Raw genomic sequence first — 16,851 nt, 5'->3', positions numbered from 1 at the left:
TGCATTACTCCTGTAAGGCTAATTTCTTTCGTTTGGGCGGCGGCGGCGCTTCGAGTCCGGCGAGCCGCTGTTGGATGATGCTGCAATAATCGGGGTTCAGTTCGAAGCCGACGAAATTGCGTTCGCAGCGTTTCGCTGCCACAGCGGTGGTGCCGCTGCCCATGAAGAGGTCGAGCACCACGCCGTTGTGCGGACAGGATGCCTTGATCATGCGCTCGATGATTTCGAGTGGTTTCTGGGTTGGATGGTCCACGCGCTCCGAATGCTCCCGGTGCAGGCGCGACACGCTCCACAAATCTTTCGGGTTGTAGCCCACTTCCAGCCATTTCGCGCCGATGAAGATCGAGCGCGAACGGGCTTTCTTCGTTTCGGCGTCGTACGGGATGCGCACGGCGTCGAGGTCGAAGAAGTAATCCTTGCGGCGCACGAAGAAACCAACCGTGTCGTGCACCGACGAGAAGCTGCGGGTGCTGCCGCCCATCGAGGGCACGCGGCGATCCCAGATGATCTCATTCATCATCGTCATGCGCTTCTTCAGCATGACGAAGATTTCCGGCGAATAGCGCCAGGTGAGGAAAATGTACAGGCTGCCGTTCGGCTTCAGCTTGGGCAGGGCGGCATCGATCCAGCGCTCGGTCCAGGCCAGGTATTCATCCACCGTCTGCTGGTCCGACGCGTTGCCGTAATCCTTGCCCAGGTTGTAGGGCGGGTCGGTCAGGATCAGGTCGATGCTGCCATCCGGAATGCGCGCCAGCCCCGCCAGCGCGTCTTCGCAGAAGACCTGGTTCAGCCAATCACTCATTGCTTGATGCGCAGTTCGGCGCTGCGCGCGTGCGCCTGCAAGCCCTCGCCGTAAGCCAGTTCCGCCGCCACCTTGCCCAGCGTTTGCGCGCCCGCTTCGCTGACCTGGATCACCGAAGAACGCTTCTGGAAATCGTAGACGCCCAGCGGCGACGAGAAGCGAGCGGTGCGCGAGGTCGGCAGCACGTGGTTCGGTCCGCAGCAATAGTCGCCCAGCGATTCGGACGAGAAGCGGCCGAGGAACATGGCGCCCGCGTGTCGGATCTTGTCGGCCCAGTGCTGCGGGTTCTCGGACGAGATTTCCAGGTGCTCGGCGGCGATGAAGTTGGCGATGGCGCAGGCTTCATCCATGTCGCGCACTTTCACCAGCGCGCCGCGGTCCTTCAGCGAGGTTTCCATGACGGCCTTGCGCGGCATGGTCGGCAGCAGTTTGGCGATGCTGGCTTCGACCTTGGCGATGTAGTCCGCGTCCGGGCAAAGCAGGATGGCTTGCGCCAGCTCGTCGTGCTCGGCCTGCGAGAACAGGTCCATCGCCACCCAGTCCGGATCGGTCGTACCGTCGCACAGCACGAGGATTTCGGACGGGCCGGCAATCATGTCGATGCCCACCGTGCCGAACACGCGGCGCTTGGCGGACGCCACGAAGGCGTTGCCGGGGCCGACGATCTTGTCCACGGCCTTGATGGTCTCGGTGCCGTAGGCCAGCGCGGCCACGGCCTGTGCGCCGCCGATGCCGATCACGCGGGTCACGCCCGCGATGGCGGCAGCCGCCAGCACCATTTGATTCTTCACGCCGTCCGGAGTCGGCACGACCATGATGATTTCCTGCACGCCCGCCACCTTGGCCGGCACGGCATTCATCAGCACGGACGAAGGATAGGCCGCCTTGCCGCCCGGGACGTAGATGCCCACGCGGTCCAGCGGCGTAATGCGCTGGCCGAGGATAGTGCCGTCCGCTTCGGTATAGGTGAAGCCTTGCAGCTCCTGCTTCTGGCGTTCGTGGAAGGCGCGAATGCGTTCCGCGGCCGTTTGCAGCGCGGCGCGCTGGGCGTCCGGCAGGGCTGCCAGGGCCGCATCCAGCTCGGCCTGGCCGATGTCGAAGTCCGCCATCGCGGCGGCCTTGGTGCGGTCGAACTTGTTGGTGTACTCCAGCACCGCATCGTCGCCGCGCGCGCGCACGTCGGCGATGATCTTGCTGACCGCGCCCTCGATGGCATCGTCGGTTTCGGCTTCGAAGGCCAGCAGCGCGTCGAGCGCTTCCTGGAAGTCGTCCTGCGTGGAATCGAGCTTGCGGATCATGGTTGGCCTTTCGCTTGCGAAGCGCGTTCGAAGGCTTCGATAATCGGTTGCAGGCGGGCGCGCTTCAGTTTCAGCGCGGCCTGGTTCACCACCAGGCGCGACGAGATGTCCATGATCTCTTCCACTTCCACCAGGTTGTTGGCGCGCAGCGTGGAACCGGTGCTCACCAGGTCGACGATGGCGTCCGACAGGCCGACCAGGGGCGCCAGCTCCATCGAACCATACAGCTTGATCAGGTCCACGTGCACGCCCTTCTTGGCGAAGTGCTGGCGCGCCATCTGGGTGAACTTGGTGGCCACGCGCAGGCGCTTGCCCTGGCGCACGGCCGCTTCGTAGTCGAAGCCCGCCTTCACCGCCACGGACATGCGGCACTTGGCGATATCCAGGTCCACCGGCTGGTACAGGCCCTCGCCGCCGTGCTCGAACAGCACATCCTTGCCGGCCACGCCGAAATCGGCCGCGCCATGCTGCACATAGGTGGGCACGTCGGTGGCGCGGACGATCAGCACGCGCACATGCGGATCATTGGTTGGCAGGATGAGTTTGCGCGATTTTTCCGGATTCTCGGTCACGGTGATGCCGGCTGCTTCCAGCAGCGGCATGGTGTCTTCGAAAATCCGGCCTTTCGACAGGGCGAGGATGAGGTCCATGAGTGTTACTTGATTCGGGTGATGTTGGCGCCTACGGCGGACAGTTTCACTTCCATGCGGTCATAGCCCCGGTCCAGGTGGTAGATGCGGTCGACCAGGGTTTCGCCCTTGGCTGCCAGGCCTGCGATCACCAGGGATGCCGATGCGCGCAGGTCGGTTGCCATCACAGGCGCGCCGATCAGCTGGTCCACGCCTTCGATGTAGGCGGTGTTGCCGTCGATGGAGATGCGGGAACCCAGTCGGTTCATCTCCTGCACGTGCATGAAGCGGTTTTCAAAAATGGTTTCGGTGACGCGGCTGCTGCCCTTGGCGATCAGGTTGACGGCCATGAACTGGGCTTGCATATCGGTCGGGAAACCGGGGTATTCGGTGGTGCGGAAGGAGACCGGATTCGGGCGCTGGTCCATCTGCGCGCGGATCCACTTGTCGCCCACGGTAATCTTCACACCCATCTCGCGCAGCTTGTCCAGCGCCACGTCAAAGATGTCGGTGCGGGTATTGCGGATGGTGATGTCGCCGCCCGTGGCCGCAACGGCGCACAGGAAGGTGGCCGCTTCGATGCGGTCCGAAATCACTTCGTGCTTGGCGCCGTTCAGCGCCGGCACGCCCTGGATCACCAGGCGGTCGGTGCCGATGCCTTCGATCTTCGCGCCCATGGCCACCAGCAGGTTGGCGAGGTCGGTCACTTCCGGCTCGCGCGCGGCGTTTTCCAGGATGGTTTCGCCTTCGGCCAGCGTGGCGGCCATCAGCAGGTTCTCGGTGCCGGTGACGGTGATCATGTCCGTCACGACACGCGTGCCTTTCAGCTTCTTGCACTTGGCGTAGATATAGCCGCCGTCGATGCTGATGTCGGCGCCCAGCGCCTGCAGGCCCTTGATGTGCTGGTCCACCGGACGCGAACCGATGGCGCAGCCGCCCGGCAGCGAAACCTTGGCGGAGCCGAAGCGCGCCAGCAGAGGGCCCAGCACCAGGATGGAGGCGCGCATGGTCTTCACCAGCTCATACGGCGCTTCGTACTTGTCGATCTTCGAGCCGTTCAGCACCACCTTGTCGCCGTTCTGCTCGACGGACAGGCCGGTCTGGCGCAGCAGCTTGAGCATGGTGGACACGTCGTGCAGGTTCGGCACGTTGGACAGTTCCAGATCGCCCGCGGTCAGCAGGCCCGCGCACAGGATAGGCAGGGCGGCGTTCTTGGCGCCGGAAATCTGGATGTCGCCGACCAGGCGCTTGCCGCCGGTGATGAGAAGTTTGTCCATTGCTTAGCCTTGATATTCTTCAGGAGTCAGGGTTTTCATCGACAGCGCGTGGATTTCATCGCGCATGCGGTCGCCCAGCGCCGCGTACACAAGCTGGTGGCGCTGGATCAGGCGCTTGCCGGCAAAGGCAGGCGACACGATCACGGCCTGGAAGTGCTGGCCGTCGCCTTCCACTTCCAGGTGGGTGCATTCGAGGCCGGCGGCGATATAGCCGTGGATTGCTTCAGGTGTAGTGGTCACGATGGTTCCTCTTGAATCAGTGGCGCAGGCGGTAACCGCTGCGCAGAAGACGGATGGCCAGCAGCGCCAGCACCGTCAGGAAGGCGGAGACGATGACGAGGCTGGTCCATGGATTAATGTCGGACTGGCCGAAGAAGCCGTAGCGGAAGCCGTCGATCATGTAGAAGAACGGGTTCAGGTGCGACATGGTCTGCCAGAAGGCCGGCAGCGAATGAATCGAATAGAACACGCCGGCCAGGAAGGTCAGCGGCACGATCAGGAAATTCTGGAAGGCGGCCAGCTGGTCGAATTTTTCCGCCCAGATGCCCGCGATCAGGCCCATGGTGCCAAGGATGGCGGCGCCCAGCAGGGCGAACACCATGATCCACAGCGGCCAGGTAAAGCTCAGGTGCGCGAACCACACGGTAATCACGAACACGCCCAGTCCCACGGCGATGCCGCGCACCATCGAGGCCAGCACATAGGCCGAGAAGATTTCCCAGTGCGACAGGGGCGTGAGCAGCACGAACACCAGGTTCCCCGTGATCTTGGACTGGATCAGCGAGGATGAGGAATTCGCGAAGGAATTCTGCAGCACGCTCATCATCACGAGGCCCGGGATCAGGAAGGCGGTATAGGTCACGCCCGGATACACTTCGACCCGGCCTTCCAGCACGTGGCCGAAGATCAGCAGGTAGAGCATGGCCGTCAGGATCGGGGCGGCGATGGTCTGGGTGGCGACTTTGTAGAAGCGCAGCGTCTCTTTGTAGACGAGGGTGCGGAAGCCGGTGGTGATCATGCGATTTCCGCTCCATCCATAATTTGCAGGAAGACGTCTTCCAGGTCGGCCTGCTGCAGCTGCATTTCATCGATCGATGCGCCACTTTCGCGCAGGCGCGCCAGGATTTTTTCCACTTCAGAGTATTCGTTGATGCGCAGGCTGTACTTGTTGCCTTCGGGTGGATGGCTGATCAGGTGGCTCAAGTCCTGCGGCAGCGGGCCGTTGGTCATGTGCACCACCAGCTGGGAGCCGGAAATGCGGCGGATCAGCTGGGACATGGTATCCAGCGCCACCACCTTGCCGCCGCGTAGCATCGCCACGCGCTTGCACATGGCTTGCGCTTCTTCCAGGTAGTGGGTGGTCAGCACCACGGTGTGGCCTTCGCGGTTCAGGCGCGAGATGAACTTCCACAGGGTCTGGCGCAGCTCCACGTCCACGCCGGCGGTCGGCTCGTCCAGCACGATGACGGGCGGCTTGTGCACCAGGGCCTGGGCCACCAGTACACGGCGCTTCATGCCGCCTGAGAGGGCGCGCATATTGGTATCGGCCTTCTTCGTCAGGTCGAGGTTTTCCATCACCTCGTCGATCCACTTGTCATTGTTCCCCAGTCCGAAATAGCCGGACTGCAGGCGCAGCGTTTCGCGCACCGTGAAGAAGGGGTCGAACACCAGTTCCTGCGGCACCACGCCCAGCTTGCGGCGCGCGGCGCGGAAGTCGCTGACCACGTCGTGGCCATGGATCTTCACCGAGCCGGCATTGGCACGGATCAGGCCTGCGATGATGGAAATCAGGGTGGTCTTGCCGGCGCCGTTCGGCCCCAGCAGGCCGAAGAACTCGCCCTCCTCGATCGTCAGCGACACGCCGCCCAGTGCCTGGAGCGAGCTGTAGCGCTTCTCGACATTGCTGATTTGAATTGCTGTCATGCTTGGTTATTAAGTTTTGGGGTGCAACGTTGACCGTTGCCGTGGCGGCCCTGAAGGCCGGGGAAGCGGACCCCGTGGCTCTGCGGCGACGGGAACAGTCAATTATATTGGAATTTTGGCTCGGCTACGCCGGGCCAGGGAAAAGCTGGCGAGGGGTGGGGGGCAGAGGTCAATGATGATGCAGGTCGGCCGGGGATTGGCCGGGCTGGCAATCGCCGGGCGGCGCGACCAGGTTGCAAACACCATAAAGCTGGGTGAGGCTGCGCAGCGAGGCCGGCAGGTTCTGCAAAGTGAGGCGTTTGCCGGACTGGGCAGCGGCGCGCTGCCAGGCCAGCATTACGGAAACGGCGGCGGAATCCACCGTCGCGACATTGCCCAGGTCGAACACGGTCTGGCCTGCGCGCAGCGCGGCCAGCCCCTGCTCGAGCGCCTGGGTGGCATTGTCCACAGTCAGGGACTGAAGGGTCAGCATCTTGTCGGCGACGGCGGTATCCATCTTACTTGCCAGCGGTCTTCATCGGCTTGTTGGCCAGCGACTTGTTCTTGGCCTGCAGCGTCTTGATCAGGCCATCGACGCCGCCCTTGCTGATTTCAGTGTTGAAGGTGCCTTTGTAGGCTTCCACCAGCCAGGCGCCCAGCACGTTGATGTCATAGATCTTCCAGCCGGTCGGCGACTTGGCCACGCGGTAGTTCAGCACCACGGGTTCACCGCGGGCCACGTTCACCTGGGAACGCACTTCCACTTCGGTGTCGGCCGGGTCGGCGCGCAGCGGCTTGAAGTCGATGGTTTCATTCTTCACCTGGGACAGGGCGCCAGAGTAAGTGTAGATCAGCAGGGTGCGGAATTCCACCGACAGCTGCTTCTGCTGTTCCGGGGTGGCTTCGCGCCAGTGGCGGCCAGCTGCCAGGGCGGTCATGCGCTGGAAGTCGACGTAAGGCAGGATCTTGGTTTCGACCAGGTCCATGATGCGCTTCTGGTTGCCGGCCTGGATTTCCTTGTCGTTCTTGGCGGTGTCCAGCACTTCGCTGCTGATGCGTTTGATCAGCGCGTCCGGAGCCTCGTTGGCTACCGGTGCGGCGGCCGCATTCTGGGCGGTGGCCGTTGCCGGGACGACGAAAGCGCCGGCGGCGCTGGCCGCGATGGCGAGGGCGATTACGGTTTTGATCAATTTCATATTGTTGTACCTATGTTGGTTATACGGCAATCACAGGCTGGCGTTGCTCGCAGCCGGTGCCGGCATTATAGCCTGACCTGCCGGCTCATCCGCGCTCGCCTGCTCGGCGCCCGGCTTGGCCGGCGCTGCATCGTCCTGTGCCGGTTTTTCCGACTTACCGCGCGGGCCGTCTTCGCCGTCATACACCTGGTGCTGGCGGCGCTGCAGGTAACCGTCGCGAATAAATTCGTAGCGATCCAACGCGGCATCTTCCAGCAAGGTTGACGCGTCCAGCAGCGCGGCGCGCTGGTCAACCACGCGCAGCACGGTGCCGGTGTTGCGTACGTGCACCGGATCCTTGTACTGCCACGGGTCAGCCGCGATATCCACCGGCAACACTACCGCGTCGCGCACGGTAGACGGGCCCAGCAGCGGGAGCACAAAATAAGGGCCGGACGGCATGCCGTAGTAGCCCAGGGTCTGGCCGAAATCTTCCTTGTGTTTCTGCAAACCGGCTTCGCTGGCGATATCCAGCACGCCCAGCAGGCCGAAGGTGGAGTTGATACCCACGCGCATCACGTCGGACATGCCGTCGCCGAATTTGCCCTGCATCAGGTTGTTGGCGGCCGTCCATACGTCGCCCAGGTTGGCGAAGAAGTTGCCCACGCCGGTCTGCACGAAGCTCGGGGTCACGTTCTTGTAGACGGTGGCCACCGGCTTCAGCGCATAAGTGTCCACCTTGTCGTTGAAGTTGAACATGGCGCGGTTGTAACCCTCATACGGGTCGGCCGGGTTAGGACCAGTGGCGCAGCCGGCCAGTACGGCCGAGGCAGCAACAGTCAGGGCGATGGTGCGCAGCTTGCTCATTTCGACGAATCCTTTCCTTCAGCGGCCTTGCTGTAGATGAACTGATTGATCAGGTCTTCCAGCACGGTGGCGGACTGGGTGCGGGCGATACGGTCGCCTGCCACCAGGTTCTTTTCGTCACCGCCCGCTTCGATGCCAATGTATTGCTCGCCGAGCAAGCCGGCGGTCAGGACCTTGGCCGAGCTGTCTTTCGGGAACTTGAAACCTTCATCCATATTCATGGTGACGACGGCCTTGTATTGCTTGTCGTCAAAGCCGATGCTGGCCACGCGGCCCACCACCACGCCGGACGCCTTCACCGCTGCCTGCGGACGCAGGGAGCCGATATTGTCGAAGCGGGCCGAGATCTGGTAGGTGTTGCCCAGCGAGATCGAACCCATATTGCCGGCCTTCAGGGCCAGGAACATCAGCGCAGCGGCGCCGATGACGATGAACAGGCCCACCCAGATATCCAGAGACTTGCGTTGCATATATTTATTCCTTATTTAGCGGCATCAGGGGCTAACACGCTGCGCGTGTCAGCACCTGACACCGGTAAGTTTTTCTTACTTGCTGAACATCAGCGCCGTCAGCATGAAGTCGAGCCACCAGATCATCAGCGAGGAAATCACCACGGTGCGGGTGGTGGCGCCGGACACGTCTTCCGGCGTCGGGTTCGCTTCGTAACCCTGGTAAAGCGCGATATAAGTGATGGCAATGCCGAACACGACGCTTTTCACGAAACCGTTGAAGATGTCTTTCCACACATCCACGCCGCCCTGCATCTGCGACCAGAAGGCGCCGTCGTCCACGCCGATCAGCTGCACGCCGACCAGCCAGCCGCCCAGGATGCCAACGGCGCTGAACATGGAAGCCAGCAGCGGTACGGAAATGGCGCCGGCCCAGAAGCGGGGCGCCAGGACGCGCTGGATCGGGTTGACAGCCATCATTTCCATGGCGGACAACTGCTCGCCCGCCTTCATCAGACCGATTTCCGCCGTCAGCGAGGTGCCGGCGCGGCCGGCGAACAGCAGGGCGGTGATCACCGGACCCAGTTCACGCGTCAGGCCCAGGGCAACCAGCAGGCCCAGCGATTCGGAAGCGCCGTATTTATTCAGTGTGTAATAGCCCTGCAGGCCCAGCACCATGCCGACGAACAGGCCGGACAAGGTGATGATCAGCAGCGAATAGTTACCAATGATGTGCAGCTGCTCGACCAGCAGGCGCGGTCGGCGCAGCAGGCCAGGCGACAGGCCGATCATGGTAAAGAAGGTACGGAAGGCAAAGCCGATGCTTTCCACGTAGTCGCGCGCGCCGCCGCCGACGGAGGTCAGGAAGCTGCGCATCATGGGCGTGCTCCCAGGCCCAGGTCTTCGGCCAGCGTCTTGCCGGGATAGTGGAAGGGCACGGGTCCGTCCGTTTCCGCGTGGACGAACTGTTTTACATAGGGGTCGGTCGAAACCATCATGTCAGCGGGGGTGCCGTGGGCAACGATCTTGCCCTGCGACAGGAAATAGACATAGTCCGCGATCATGAAGGACTCTTTCACGTCGTGCGAGACCAGGATGGTGGTCGAGCCGAGGGCGTCGTTCAGGTTGCGGATCAGGTTGGCGGTCACGCCCATCGAGATCGGGTCGAGGCCGGCGAAGGGCTCGTCGTACATGATCAGTTGCGGGTCCAGGGCGATCGATCGCGCCAGCGCCACGCGGCGCGCCATGCCGCCCGAAATCTCGGCCGGCTTCAGCGGGGCCGCGTTGCGCAGGCCGACGGCGTGCAGCTTCATCAGCACCAGGTCGCGGATCAGCTCTTCGGGCAGGTCGGTGTGCTCGCGCAGGGGGAAGGCCACGTTCTCGAACACGGAAAGGTCGGTGAAGAGGGCGCCATGCTGGAACAGCATGCCCATTTTCCGGCGCAACAAATAAAGCTCTTTGGTCTTCAGCTGGTGGACGACCTGGCCGTCCACATTCACGGTGCCGCGCTGCGGACGCAGCTGGCCGCCGATCAGGCGCAGGACCGTGGTCTTGCCGCTGCCGGAACCGCCCATGACCGCCACCACTTTCCCGCGCGGGAAATCCATCTGGAGGCCGGACAGGATCGCACGCTTCCCGTAGGAGAAGTGCAAATCGCGAATTTCGACTAGATTAGGCACAGATCACGCTCTTTGTTATCAACGCCATATTGTAGTTCAGAAACGGTTAACTCTGCTGACGGCCGATTCCTACTGGCAAAATGACAATCTTAAAGAGGTGAATGATACAACATAAGTAACCGACGAGTCAGCAATTTACATTTGGAAACTGCTGTTTGCTTGATGCATGGCAGCATCAGGGGGGCGAGGAGTTTATATAGCAATCCGATTGTGCCGAGATTGCAGGTGATGATGAGCCCGACCAGCACGCGAAAGTCCGTGGTCCGGATCTTCAAAATCTGGTCCATCATCCGACGGTGTTCTTCACGGCCTTCGCGGCCCAGCTCAATCAGGATCTCGACGTTCGCTTCCAGCCGGGCAAGGCGCTCGGCGCGATTGTCTTCGAACTGCTGCGGGCTGTTCATCATGGCCTCCGAACGAAGTCGTAGGGCCAGTCTACGCCCGCGGCGGGAGAGGTCAAGCGCACCGGGCAGTGCGCTTGACCTGGCGCAGGATCAGCGTGGCAGGACGGAGGAGCCCATCAGGTACTCGTCCACCGCCTTGGCGCATTGGCGGCCTTCACGGATCGCCCACACGACCAGGGACTGGCCGCGGCGCATGTCGCCGGCAGCAAAAATGCCGGGCTTGCTGGTGTGATAGCAGCCATCGCCATCGGTGGTGGCGCGGGCGTTGCCGCGGCCATCCCTGTCGACGCCGAAGGCATCCAGGACTTGCGCCACCGGCGACACGAAGCCCATGGCCAGCAGCACCAGGTCGGCCTTCACTTCGAACTCGGAGTTCGGCACCTCAACCATCTTGCCGTCTTTCCACTCGACGCGGCAGGCGATCAGCTTCTCGACTTTGCCGCCCTTGCCTTCGAAGCGCTTGGTGGCCACCGCCCAGTCGCGCTCGCAGCCTTCCTCGTGCGAGGAAGAGGTGCGCAGCTTGGTCGGCCAGTATGGCCAGACCATCGGCTTGTTTTCCTGCTCCGGCGGCATCGGCATCAGTTCGAACTGGGTCACGCTGGCCGCGCCGTGGCGGTTGGACGTGCCCACGCAGTCGGAACCGGTATCGCCGCCGCCGATCACGACCACGTGCTTGCCGTTGGCCTTGATCTGGTCTTTCACCTTGTCGCCCGCATTGACCTTGTTCTGCTGCGGCAGGAAGTCCATCGCATAATGGATGCCCTTCAGTTCACGGCCCGGCACCGGCAGGTCGCGCGGCTGCTCGGCGCCGCCCGCCATCACGATGGCGTCGAATTCGCCTTCCAGGTCTTCCGGGAAGATGGTTTCCTTGGCCCAGTTGTTGACCGAAGCCGGGAAATCCTTGCCGATCAGCGTGGAAGTGCGGAATTTCACGCCTTCCGCTTCCATCTGCTCGATACGGCGGTCGATATGGAACTTTTCCATCTTGAAGTCGGGGATGCCGTAGCGCAGCAGGCCGCCCAGGCGGTCCGACTTTTCGAACACGGTCACGTCGTGGCCGGCGCGGGCCAGCTGCTGGGCAGCAGCCAGGCCTGCAGGACCGGAACCGACCACCGCCACCTTCTTGCCGGTCTTTACTTCGGCCGGCTGCGGCACGACCCAGCCGTGCTCCCAGCCTTCGTCGATGATCTTGTGCTCGATGGACTTGATACCCACCGGATCATTATTGATACCCAGCGTGCAGGCCGCCTCGCACGGCGCCGGGCAGATGCGGCCGGTCCATTCCGGGAAGTTATTGGTCGAATGCAGCACGTTCAGCGCTTCGCGGTAGTGGCCGCGATAGACCAGGTCGTTCCAGTCCGGAATGATGTTGTTGACCGGGCAGCCCGAGTTACAGAAGGGGATGCCGCAATCCATGCAGCGGGCGCCCTGGACCTTGGCCTGGTCGTGCGACAGGTGCAGCACGAACTCTTTGTAGTTCTTCAAACGCGCCTCGGGAGCGTGATAGCTCTCTTCCTGGCGCTGGAATTCCATGAAACCGGTGATTTTTCCCACGTTAGTATCCTTTAACTAATGGCGGCGGGGCTCGGCGCCCCCATCAGATCCGCCCTACATTCCTTAGCGACTCTTTGGCTTTATGCCGCGATTGCCTGGGTTTCCGCTTCGATCGCGGCGTTATCGGCCATTTCCACCAGCGCGCGCTTGTATTCGCTCGGGAACACCTTGACGAACTTGCCACGGCTTTCGGCCCAGTTGTCCAGCAACAGGCGGGCGCGGGTGCTGCCCGTGTGCTTGAAGTGGCGTTCGATCAGGCGCTTCAGGATGCGTCTCGTCCGCTTCCGGTTCGCCGTTGCGGTGCTGGCTGTGCCAGGTGGACTTGTCCACTTCCTGCTCGGCGGCCGGCAGCACTTGCTCGAGGCTGACCATGGCCATATTGCACCTGCGGTTGAAATCGCCATCCGGATCGTAGACGTAGGCGATGCCGCCGGACATGCCCGCCGCAAAGTTGCGGCCGGTCGCGCCCAGCACCACGACGGTGCCGCCGGTCATGTATTCGCAGCCATGGTCGCCCAGACCTTCCACGACGGCAGTCGCGCCGGAGTTACGCACTGCGAAACGCTCACCGGCCACGCCGTTGAAGAAGGCTTCACCGGAAATCGCGCCATACATCACGGTATTGCCGATGATGATGTTGTTGACGGCCCAGCCGCGGAACTCGGTGTTCGGACGCACGATGATGCGGCCGCCCGACAGGCCCTTGCCCACGTAGTCGTTGCCTTCGCCCACCAGGTCCAGCGTGATGCCTGCTGCCAGGAAGGCTGCGGCCGACTGGCCGGCGGTGCCCTGCAGCTGGATGTGGATGGTGTCGTCCGGCAGGCCTTCGTGGCCGTAGCGCTTGGCCACTTCGCCGGACAGCATGGTGCCCACGGTGCGGTTCACGTTCCTCACCGGCGAGATGAAGGAAACGCGCTCGCCCTTTTCCAGCGCAGCCTTGGCTTGCGCGATCAGCTTGTGGTCCAGTGCCTTGTCCAGGCCGTGGTCCTGTTCTTCATTGTGGTAGATGGCCAGGCCAACGTCCACTTTCGGCTGGTAGAAGATGTTGCTGAAGTCCAGGCCCTGTGCTTTCCAGTGGCTGATGGCTTTCGACTTGTCCAGCAGGTCGGCGCGGCCGATCAGCTCGTCGAAGCTGCGGATGCCCAGCTGGGCCATGATCTGGCGCGCTTCCTCGGCAACGAAGAAGAAGTAATTCACCACGTGCTCAGGCTTGCCCTGGAACTTGGCGCGCAGCACCGGATCCTGGGTCGCCACGCCCACCGGGCAGGTGTTCAGGTGGCACTTGCGCATCATGATGCAGCCTTCCACCACCAGCGGTGCGGTGGCGAAGCCGATTTCGTCGGCGCCCAGCATGGCGGCAATCACCACGTCGCGGCCGGTGCGCATCTGGCCGTCGGCCTGCACACGGACGCGGCCGCGCAGGCCGTTCAGCACCAGGGTCTGCTGGGTTTCAGCCAGGCCCAGTTCCCACGGGGTACCGGCATGCTTGACCGAGGACAGCGGCGATGCGCCCGTGCCGCCGTCATGGCCGGCCACCACGATGTGGTCAGCCTTGGCCTTGGATACACCGGCGGCCACCGTGCCGATACCCACTTCGGATACCAGCTTGACCGAGATCGAAGCGCGCGGATTGACGTTCTTCAGGTCGTGGATCAGCTGCGCCAGGTCTTCGATCGAGTAGATGTCGTGGTGCGGCGGCGGCGAAATCAGGCCCACGCCCGGCACCGAGAAGCGCAGCTTGGCGATGTACTCGGACACCTTGTGGCCCGGCAGCTGGCCGCCTTCGCCCGGCTTGGCGCCCTGCGCCATCTTGATCTGGATCTGGTCGGCGGAATTCAGGTATTCCGCGGTCACGCCGAAGCGGCCGGACGCCACCTGCTTGATGCGCGAACGCAGCGAGTCGCCTTCCTGCAGCGGAATGTCAACCAGCACCTGCTCCTTGCCCAGCACGGCAGCCATGGTGGTGCCGACCTTGATCGGGATGCCTTTCAGTTCGTTCGAGTAGCGCAGCGTGTCCTCGCCGCCTTCACCGGTATTCGACTTGCCGCCGATACGGTTCATGGCCACGGCCAGGGTGGCGTGCGCTTCGGTCGAGATCGAGCCCAGCGACATGGCGCCGGTGGCGAAACGCTTGACGATGTCCTTGGCCGGCTCCACTTCGTCCAGCGGGATGGCCTTGGCCGGATCGATCCTGAACTCGAACAGGCCGCGCAGCGTCAGGTGGCGCTTGCTCTGGTCGTTGATGAGCTGGGCGTACTCTTTATAGGTCGAGTAATTGTTGGCGCGGGTCGAGTGCTGCAGCTTGGCGATCGCGTCCGGCGTCCACAGGTGGTCCTCGCCGCGCACGCGGAAGGCGTATTCGCCGCCGGCGTCCAGCTGCTCAGCCAGCACAGGGTCGTTGCCGAATGCCAGGTTGTGCAGGCGCAGGCCTTCCTCGGCCACTTCGAACAGGCCGATGCCTTCCACATTGGAGGCGGTGCCGCGGAAGTACTTGTCGACCAGGGACTTGTTCAGGCCCACCGCTTCGAAGATCTGCGCGCCGCAGTAGGACATGTAGGTGGAAATGCCCATCTTGGACATCACCTTCATCAAGCCCTTGCCGATGGCCTTGGTGTAGTTGTAGATCGCCTGTTCCGGCGACAGGTCGCCCGGCATGCCGTGCGCCAGTTCGGCCAGGGTTTCCATCGCCAGGTAGGGGTGCACGGCTTCCGCGCCGTAGCCCGCCAGCAGGGCGAAGTGGTGGGTTTCGCGGGCCGAGCCGGTTTCCACCACCAGGCCGGTGGAGGCGCGCAGGCCCTTGCTCACCAGGTGCTGGTGGATGGTCGAGGTCGCCAGCAGTGCCGGGATCGCCACGCGCTCCGGGACCCACCGAGCGGTCGGACACGACCAGGATGTTGTGGCCGGACTTCACCGCGTCCACCGCCTCCGCGCACAGCGAGGCCAGCGAGGCTTCCACGCCTTCCTTGCCCCAGGCGTGCGGATAGCAGATGCTCAGTTCATAGGACTTGAACTTGCCGCCGGTCACCTGGCTGATATTGCGCAGGCGGGCCATGTCGTCAAAGCCCAGGATCGGCTGCGCCACTTCAAGACGCATTGGCGGGTTGACGTTATTGGTATCCAGCAGGTTCGGTTTCGGGCCGATGAAGGACACCAGCGACATCACCATCGCTTCGCGGATCGGGTCGATCGGCGGGTTGGTCACCTGGGCGAACAGCTGCTTGAAGTAGGAATAAAGTGGTTTCAGCTTGTTGGACATGACGGCCAGCGGCGAGTCATTGCCCATCGAGCCCACGGCTTCCTCACCAGCGGCGGCCATCGGCGCCATCAGGAAGCGCAGGTCTTCCTGGGTATAGCCGAAGGCTTGCTGGCGGTCCAGCAGGGTGGTGGCCGGCTTCTCGCCGTTGGCCGGGCCGTACTTGGCGACATTGGTCGGCAGCTGGGACTCGCTCAGCTTCAGCTCGCCCAGCTTGATGCGCACGGCGTTGATCCATGCCTTGTAGGGCTTGGCGTTGGCGTAGGTATCCTTCAGTTCCTTGTCATCGATGATGCGGCCGGCTTCCAGGTCGATCAGGAACATCTTGCCCGGCTGCAGGCGCCATTTCTGGATGATCTTGGATTCCGGAATCGGCAGCACGCCGGATTCGGACGCCATCACCACCAGGTCGTCATCGGTCACGATGTAGCGGGCCGGACGCAGGCCGTTGCGGTCGAGCGTGCCGCCGATGTAGCGGCCGTCGGTGAAAGCCATGGCGGCCGGGCCGTCCCACGGTTCCATCATCGACGCATAGTATTCGTAGAAGGCCTTGCGGTTGTCGTCCATCAGCGTGTGGTTTTCCCACGCTTCCGGAATCATCATCATCATGGCCTGGGCCAGCGGATAGCCTGCCATCAGCAGCAGTTCCAGCGCGTTGTCGAAGCAGGCGGTGTCGGACTGGCCTTCGTAAATCAGCGGGAACAGCTTCTGCAGATCTTCGCCCAGCACGGCGGACTTCATCACGCCTTCGCGGGCGCGCATCCAGTTGAAGTTGCCCTTCACGGTGTTGATCTCGCCGTTATGCGCGATCAGGCGGTAGGGGTGGGCCAGCGGCCACTCAGGGAAGGTATTGGTCGAGAAACGCTGGTGCACCAGCGCCAGCGCGGAGATGCAGCGCGGGTCCTGCAGGTCGCGGTAGTACACGCCCACCTGGTCGGCCAGCAGCAGGCCCTTGTACACCACGGTGCGGGCGGACATGGACGGGACGAAGAATTCCTTGCCGTGCAGCAGCTTCAGCGCCTGGATGGCGTGGCCGGACGATTTGCGGATCACATACAGTTTGCGTTCCAGCGCGTCGGTCACCATGATGTCCGGGCCGCGGCCGATGAAGATCTGGCGGATTACCGGCTCTTTTTCGCGCACGCGCGGCGACATCGGCATCTCGCAGTCGACCGGCACATTACGCCAGCCCAGCACGACCTGGCCTTCGATGCGCACGGCGCGCTCGATTTCCTGTTCGCAAGCGATACGGGAAGCGTGCTCCTTTGGCAGGAAGACCATGCCGACGCCATATTCGCCGGGCGGCGGCAGCTCCACGCCCTGTTTGGCCATTTCGTCGCGGTAGAACTGGTCCGGAATCTGGATCAGGATACCGGCGCCGTCGCCCATCAGCTTATCGGCGCCCACGGCGCCCCTGTGGTCGAGGTTTTTCAGGATCAGCAGACCCTGTTCGACGATCGAATGACTCTTCTTGCCCTTGATGTGGGCGACAAAACCGACGCCACAAGCATCATGTTCATTGGCTGGGTCGTACAAACCTTGCGCGTTCATGCAGTTCTCCG

15 protein-coding genes and 1 pseudogene are annotated in these 16,851 nt (G+C 62.9%); all 16 read right to left on the bottom strand.

The features are described from left to right. Positions 1-4: 4 nt before the first annotated feature. Positions 5-802, bottom strand: a complete 798-nt coding sequence (locus ACHMW6_RS35315; protein WP_395404287.1) for a DNA-methyltransferase — start codon at positions 800-802, stop codon at positions 5-7. Further along, positions 799-2,100 carry a histidinol dehydrogenase gene (gene hisD / locus ACHMW6_RS35310; protein WP_395404285.1) on the bottom strand — a complete coding sequence of 434 codons (1,302 nt, stop codon included), beginning with the start codon at positions 2,098-2,100 and terminating at the stop codon, positions 799-801. Before hisD ends, ACHMW6_RS35315 begins: the two co-directional genes overlap by 4 nt. Next, complete coding sequence (gene hisG, locus ACHMW6_RS35305; protein ID WP_395404283.1) at positions 2,097-2,750, bottom strand: ATP phosphoribosyltransferase; 654 nt, start codon at positions 2,748-2,750, stop codon at positions 2,097-2,099. The genes hisD and hisG overlap by 4 nt, the downstream gene beginning before the upstream one ends. Before the next feature lie 5 nt (positions 2,751-2,755). Next, positions 2,756-4,006 (bottom strand): UDP-N-acetylglucosamine 1-carboxyvinyltransferase, encoded by a 1,251-nt coding sequence (gene murA / locus ACHMW6_RS35300; protein WP_395404281.1) that lies wholly within the window; start codon positions 4,004-4,006, stop codon positions 2,756-2,758. 3 nt (positions 4,007-4,009) lie between these two features. Next, positions 4,010-4,246, bottom strand: a complete 237-nt coding sequence (locus tag ACHMW6_RS35295; protein WP_395404279.1) for a BolA family protein — start codon at positions 4,244-4,246, stop codon at positions 4,010-4,012. Between the two features lie 16 nt (positions 4,247-4,262). Next, positions 4,263-5,024, bottom strand: a complete 762-nt coding sequence (locus ACHMW6_RS35290) for an ABC transporter permease (RefSeq protein ID WP_395404277.1) — start codon at positions 5,022-5,024, stop codon at positions 4,263-4,265. Continuing rightward, positions 5,021-5,929 carry an ABC transporter ATP-binding protein gene (locus ACHMW6_RS35285; RefSeq protein ID WP_395404275.1) on the bottom strand — a complete coding sequence of 303 codons (909 nt, stop codon included), beginning with the start codon at positions 5,927-5,929 and terminating at the stop codon, positions 5,021-5,023. The genes ACHMW6_RS35290 and ACHMW6_RS35285 overlap by 4 nt, the downstream gene beginning before the upstream one ends. Before the next feature lie 169 nt (positions 5,930-6,098). Further along, complete coding sequence (locus tag ACHMW6_RS35280; RefSeq protein ID WP_395404273.1) at positions 6,099-6,425, bottom strand: lipid asymmetry maintenance protein MlaB; 327 nt, start codon at positions 6,423-6,425, stop codon at positions 6,099-6,101. A 1-nt stretch (position 6,426) separates the two neighbouring features. After that, a complete protein-coding gene (locus tag ACHMW6_RS35275; RefSeq protein ID WP_395404271.1) occupies positions 6,427-7,104 on the bottom strand; it encodes a phospholipid-binding protein MlaC in 678 nt (225 codons plus the stop codon). A 30-nt stretch (positions 7,105-7,134) separates the two neighbouring features. Further along, the gene (locus tag ACHMW6_RS35270) at positions 7,135-7,950 is read right to left on the bottom strand and encodes a VacJ family lipoprotein (protein WP_395404270.1); all 816 of its coding nucleotides are present in this window, start codon (positions 7,948-7,950) and stop codon (positions 7,135-7,137) included. Further along, positions 7,947-8,420: an outer membrane lipid asymmetry maintenance protein MlaD gene (mlaD, locus tag ACHMW6_RS35265; RefSeq protein ID WP_395404269.1), complete on the bottom strand. Its 474-nt coding sequence runs from the start codon at positions 8,418-8,420 to the stop codon at positions 7,947-7,949. Before mlaD ends, ACHMW6_RS35270 begins: the two co-directional genes overlap by 4 nt. A gap of 75 nt (positions 8,421-8,495) precedes the next feature. After that, positions 8,496-9,278 (bottom strand): lipid asymmetry maintenance ABC transporter permease subunit MlaE, encoded by a 783-nt coding sequence (gene mlaE / locus ACHMW6_RS35260; protein WP_395404267.1) that lies wholly within the window; start codon positions 9,276-9,278, stop codon positions 8,496-8,498. Next, complete coding sequence (locus ACHMW6_RS35255) at positions 9,275-10,078, bottom strand: ABC transporter ATP-binding protein (RefSeq protein ID WP_395404265.1); 804 nt, start codon at positions 10,076-10,078, stop codon at positions 9,275-9,277. Before ACHMW6_RS35255 ends, mlaE begins: the two co-directional genes overlap by 4 nt. Before the next feature lie 89 nt (positions 10,079-10,167). Further along, complete coding sequence (locus tag ACHMW6_RS35250) at positions 10,168-10,485, bottom strand: hypothetical protein (RefSeq protein WP_395404263.1); 318 nt, start codon at positions 10,483-10,485, stop codon at positions 10,168-10,170. A gap of 87 nt (positions 10,486-10,572) precedes the next feature. Then, entirely contained in the window at positions 10,573-12,036 is a 1,464-nt protein-coding gene (locus ACHMW6_RS35245) for a glutamate synthase subunit beta (RefSeq protein ID WP_395404261.1), read from the bottom strand. 80 nt (positions 12,037-12,116) lie between these two features. Beyond that, a pseudogene (locus tag ACHMW6_RS35240) lies at positions 12,117-16,840 on the bottom strand (glutamate synthase-related protein). Positions 16,841-16,851: the final 11 nt, after the last annotated feature.

Origin of the sequence: Pseudoduganella sp. UC29_106 (genome assembly GCF_044055365.1) — a bacterium.
Taxonomy (GTDB): Bacteria; Pseudomonadota; Gammaproteobacteria; order Burkholderiales; family Burkholderiaceae_D; genus Rugamonas.
The sequence above is the reverse complement of the archived record's forward strand: the minus strand, read 5'-3'. Positions and strand labels throughout refer to the sequence as shown.

Excerpts from the sequence above, each read along its gene's own strand:
- ACHMW6_RS35270 (WP_395404270.1), bottom strand. The coding sequence starts at position 7,950 with ATGAGCAAGCTGCGCACCATCGCCCTGACTGTTGCTGCCTCGGCCGTA.
- mlaE (WP_395404267.1), bottom strand. The coding sequence starts at position 9,278 with ATGATGCGCAGCTTCCTGACCTCCGTCGGCGGCGGCGCGCGCGACTAC.
- hisG (WP_395404283.1), bottom strand. The coding sequence starts at position 2,750 with ATGGACCTCATCCTCGCCCTGTCGAAAGGCCGGATTTTCGAAGACACC.
- ACHMW6_RS35315 (WP_395404287.1), bottom strand. The coding sequence starts at position 802 with ATGAGTGATTGGCTGAACCAGGTCTTCTGCGAAGACGCGCTGGCGGGG.
- ACHMW6_RS35290 (WP_395404277.1), bottom strand. The coding sequence starts at position 5,024 with ATGATCACCACCGGCTTCCGCACCCTCGTCTACAAAGAGACGCTGCGC.
- ACHMW6_RS35285 (WP_395404275.1), bottom strand. The coding sequence starts at position 5,929 with ATGACAGCAATTCAAATCAGCAATGTCGAGAAGCGCTACAGCTCGCTC.
- ACHMW6_RS35250 (WP_395404263.1), bottom strand. The coding sequence starts at position 10,485 with ATGATGAACAGCCCGCAGCAGTTCGAAGACAATCGCGCCGAGCGCCTT.
- ACHMW6_RS35275 (WP_395404271.1), bottom strand. The coding sequence starts at position 7,104 with ATGAAATTGATCAAAACCGTAATCGCCCTCGCCATCGCGGCCAGCGCC.
- murA (WP_395404281.1), bottom strand. The coding sequence starts at position 4,006 with ATGGACAAACTTCTCATCACCGGCGGCAAGCGCCTGGTCGGCGACATC.
- hisD (WP_395404285.1), bottom strand. The coding sequence starts at position 2,100 with ATGATCCGCAAGCTCGATTCCACGCAGGACGACTTCCAGGAAGCGCTC.
- ACHMW6_RS35280 (WP_395404273.1), bottom strand. The coding sequence starts at position 6,425 with ATGGATACCGCCGTCGCCGACAAGATGCTGACCCTTCAGTCCCTGACT.
- mlaD (WP_395404269.1), bottom strand. The coding sequence starts at position 8,420 with ATGCAACGCAAGTCTCTGGATATCTGGGTGGGCCTGTTCATCGTCATC.